Origin of the sequence: Psychrobacter sp. ANT_H3 (assembly GCF_027919975.1) — a bacterium.
In the GTDB taxonomy this organism is placed as follows: Bacteria; Pseudomonadota; Gammaproteobacteria; order Pseudomonadales; family Moraxellaceae; genus Psychrobacter; species Psychrobacter maritimus.
Genome location: NZ_JAQISM010000038.1, coordinates 1 through 3,305 on the forward strand (window position 1 = coordinate 1; position 3,305 = coordinate 3,305).

Here is a 3,305-nt window from a genome sequence, read left to right on the forward strand (position 1 = left end):
CACAACACAAAAAAAGCTAGATAGAACGAGATATTTTCTACTCATCCTATCTAGCTAGATATAACACTTAATGCTAATACAGAAGATAATAATTAGGGTGTATTGAACATTCACAATTTGAACCAAAGATAAACGCGAGCCACTGTATTCTCATAGCTCTAATTTAAATTATCAAATCTTGTAGCAACAACTGTTTTGTAGTTTTTATTTTAGCAGAATTCTATGCAATTATGGTCGTTTCTTCTCTCTAGAGCCTATTTAAGCGTCTTCTAAGCCTTAACTAGCGTAATACAGATATAACTGTCTCAGAAGGTCTAACAAGACTATAAGTCTTATAAGGTTTACGAAGCAGCAGCAGAACAAAAAATAAAGAAGATTAAAGATGAGTTTGGAAGATAGGTATACCCATATAATATCCATTATATTCTTAACATTTTTCTTTGGTTTAAAAGCTATTAACGATCAAAAATTTTATCTAAACATCGAGAATGATGCAGGTTGTGGTGGCATGAGCATACAACTTGCCATCAGGCCCTACAATTTTTCCTTCAGCAGTTGCTGTTCTTCGACCAGCATGAATGACTTTGCCTTCAGCCCGTACTAAAGGTGTTGCCACTGTCAAAGCTCGCACCATATTTACTTTTATCTCTAAAGTTGTATAGGTTTTTCCTGCTGGTAAAAGGGTATGTACAGCGCAGCCAACAGCAGAATCTAAAAGCGTACAAAACCAGCCACCATGGACTGTACCCAATGGGTTGTAATGATGACGCTTTGGACGCCCTTGAAAAACGGCAATACCTTTTTCCATATGAATAGGAGTGTAGTCGAGCGTTAGACCAATAGGAGGATGAGGCAGCTCTCCTGCAAACATAGCATTAAAAATGTCCATACCGCTGCGAGTGGTTAAGTCTGATAATGGAATGACGTCAGCGTCACCTAGCTTTTCTCTAATGAGTGCTTCTTCTGTTTCCCATGTTGCTATAGTTTCTTCAACATTCATTTTCAATTCCTTAAAACGATAAATAAGATGTTAGCTCATTCTTATAAAGACCAAAGTTTTATCAATTAGTACTCTTAATGCCCACTTTTATTTTTAAAGTACATCGTTACATAGGCGATTAACCAAAAGGCACAAATTGCTTGAAACCAGATAAGACTGTGCATGGTAACAGTCATGATATTATCAGTCTCTATGTTGTAGTGCAGTAATGACAATAAACCCATTAAGGCGTACAAATAAAGCCACCAACGTCCTTTGGTCATCTGGCTTTTGACAGCCACGATCAAGCCGTAGGTACCGATTGGTGTTATGACGAACCAAAAAGCATCTACCAGCTGAGGGGATAACCAATCAGGCTCAGGATAGTGGTCAAAATAAACCACATTATGAACATAGTGCAAAATGCTCGAGAACACATTAAGTAATACAATGAAAATTAAGGTTTTACAATGTTTGTAACGATTTATCATGGTGTACCTTGTTGATCGTCTCTAAAACATCTTGCCAAATATGAGGGTTCTTGCTTCTAAAATAGCCAAAATGCCCAATTGATTGGTCTGATCCCTTGCTAATGGTATAGCGTTTAAAAGTGATGGGTTGATCGCTGGTCACATTTTTCCAAAAATTATGCAGGTTGCGTTCAGTGCAGATTTCATCATCATCGGCAGTGAAGACGAAAGTTGGCACATTAAAATTTTTGTAAGTCCCAAGGGGAATGGTTTTTCCATAGAATTTATCTGAGAAAAACAGCTCTTTTTCTCGGCACCAAGCCCCCCATTCCTCTGTAAAACCAGCTGGCAAATCTTCCATGAGTTTGAAGCTTTTAGCCGGCACATAATTAAAGACTTTATTACTAAGTGGTGCTAAAAAACGAAAAACGAAATTGGCTTTAAGGCGATAGCGAAGCGGCATATAGCTAAAATATCCTGCCGATACAGCCACTGCAATTAGAGCATCTAATTGATCGGCGTTATGAGCCAGACCTACCTGTTGACCACCAGTACTATGACCCACACAATACAAGGGTAAATCCTTAAATAGGCGCTTAGCTGTATCGATGGCAGCTGGAATGTCATAGCGCCCAATATCAGAATACTGATAATGACACTCCTTTAGATGACTTATTTTAGAATCGCAAAACCCTCTATAGTTCCAAAGAATGACATGAAAACCATGCTCTCTTAAGTATTTAGCAAACGGCAAATAATAAGAAGTTTTAGTAGCGGTTCCTGGATTTATTAGAACAACGGCCTTAGGGTTATTCGCTTTATAGAGGGTTGCACGCAGCTCGACGTTGTCGTCCGTCAGAATATTTATATCCATAAAAGAACCTACTTGTTGTTAATTAACGCCTACTATAAACTATGGACATTACTCCATAGTCAAGCGTTAATTGAGGGTGCTCGATAATGAATATAAAAGAATTAACTGAAACAGTCGGACTAAGCAGAGATACGATCCGTTTTTACGAAAGGGAAGGATTAATTTCGTCACCATCTAGAAAATCTAATGGTTATAGAGATTACGATAACAGGATTATGGAACAGCTCAATATGATTATTATGGCGAAGGAGTTAGGTTTCACCTTAAAAGAGATTAGAGAGCTAACAGAGCTATTGTATTCAAACAACCTGACGCAATCACAAATGGGTGAAAAGCTTCTAGAAAAAAACAAACAGCTAGAAATTAAAATTTCAGAACTGTCTAAGATGAAAACGTTAATCGATAATGCATTAAAAGGTATGTGTGAATATAAGGATAAGTTGGCGCTTTGAGACCTTCCTAAATTTTGTGTAAGTATTTAATCTAAACGTCAGTTACACAGAATCTGGGATGGTCTCAATTATGGATGATAAAAAATTTCTCTTACAATCATTATGGATAATCGGTCTAATTCTGTTATTAGCAATCCTTCTTTCGATTAGGTTTGCCAAAATGTTGTAATGCTTATAATTGCTGTATTTTTTTGATAAGTATTGATGTGGGGGATTACCGCATTATTTACAGAAATGGGTACTCTATTACTACGTAGCTATGTTAAGAACGGTGTATTTACCTCATTCAATTTGAACTCATTATATCCACTCAATACGCCTTTTGATCTTTATTTACAGGTATCACAACGTCATATAAAAATCGATTTAATGCAGTAAGGCTTGATAATAACCATTATCTTGCATTCATAATCGCTTTTCTGCAAAATGGCTTATCTATAATCGCTTGAGCCACTCATGATAAACACCCCTACCTCAGACCCTATTGGCGCAGCATGGCTTATCCGTCATGCAAGCATCGAGCTGGTTGT

General features: G+C 37.2%; 4 protein-coding genes. 1 reads left to right on the forward strand and 3 read right to left on the reverse strand.

Annotated features, from left to right (window positions below; genetic code table 11):
• Positions 1–475: 475 nt before the first annotated feature.
• From PG901_RS13275 to PG901_RS13285, 3 genes are all read right to left on the reverse strand, one after another.
• Positions 476–1,000, reverse strand: coding sequence for a PaaI family thioesterase (locus PG901_RS13275; protein ID WP_058023454.1), 525 nt, complete (start codon positions 998–1,000; stop codon positions 476–478).
• Between the two features lie 74 nt (positions 1,001–1,074).
• Positions 1,075–1,470 (reverse strand): hypothetical protein, encoded by a 396-nt coding sequence (locus PG901_RS13280; protein ID WP_271134684.1) that lies wholly within the window; start codon positions 1,468–1,470, stop codon positions 1,075–1,077.
• On the reverse strand, positions 1,445–2,323 hold the full coding sequence (locus tag PG901_RS13285; protein WP_271134685.1) for an alpha/beta hydrolase family protein: 879 nt from the start codon (positions 2,321–2,323) through the stop codon (positions 1,445–1,447). The genes PG901_RS13280 and PG901_RS13285 overlap by 26 nt, the downstream gene beginning before the upstream one ends.
• An 86-nt stretch (positions 2,324–2,409) precedes the next feature.
• Here PG901_RS13285 and PG901_RS13290 point away from each other — a divergent pair, with 86 nt between their 5' ends.
• Positions 2,410–2,775 (forward strand): MerR family transcriptional regulator, encoded by a 366-nt coding sequence (locus PG901_RS13290; protein ID WP_101204400.1) that lies wholly within the window; start codon positions 2,410–2,412, stop codon positions 2,773–2,775.
• The last annotated feature ends 530 nt before the right edge of the window (positions 2,776–3,305 follow it).

What these genes read in the sequence shown, in the direction of transcription:
- PG901_RS13275 (WP_058023454.1), bottom strand. Translation starts at nt 1,000, where the DNA reads ATGAATGTTGAAGAAACTATAGCAACATGGGAAACAGAAGAAGCACTC.
- PG901_RS13280 (WP_271134684.1), bottom strand. Translation starts at nt 1,470, where the DNA reads ATGATAAATCGTTACAAACATTGTAAAACCTTAATTTTCATTGTATTA.
- PG901_RS13285 (WP_271134685.1), bottom strand. Translation starts at nt 2,323, where the DNA reads ATGGATATAAATATTCTGACGGACGACAACGTCGAGCTGCGTGCAACC.
- PG901_RS13290 (WP_101204400.1), top strand. Translation starts at nt 2,410, where the DNA reads ATGAATATAAAAGAATTAACTGAAACAGTCGGACTAAGCAGAGATACG.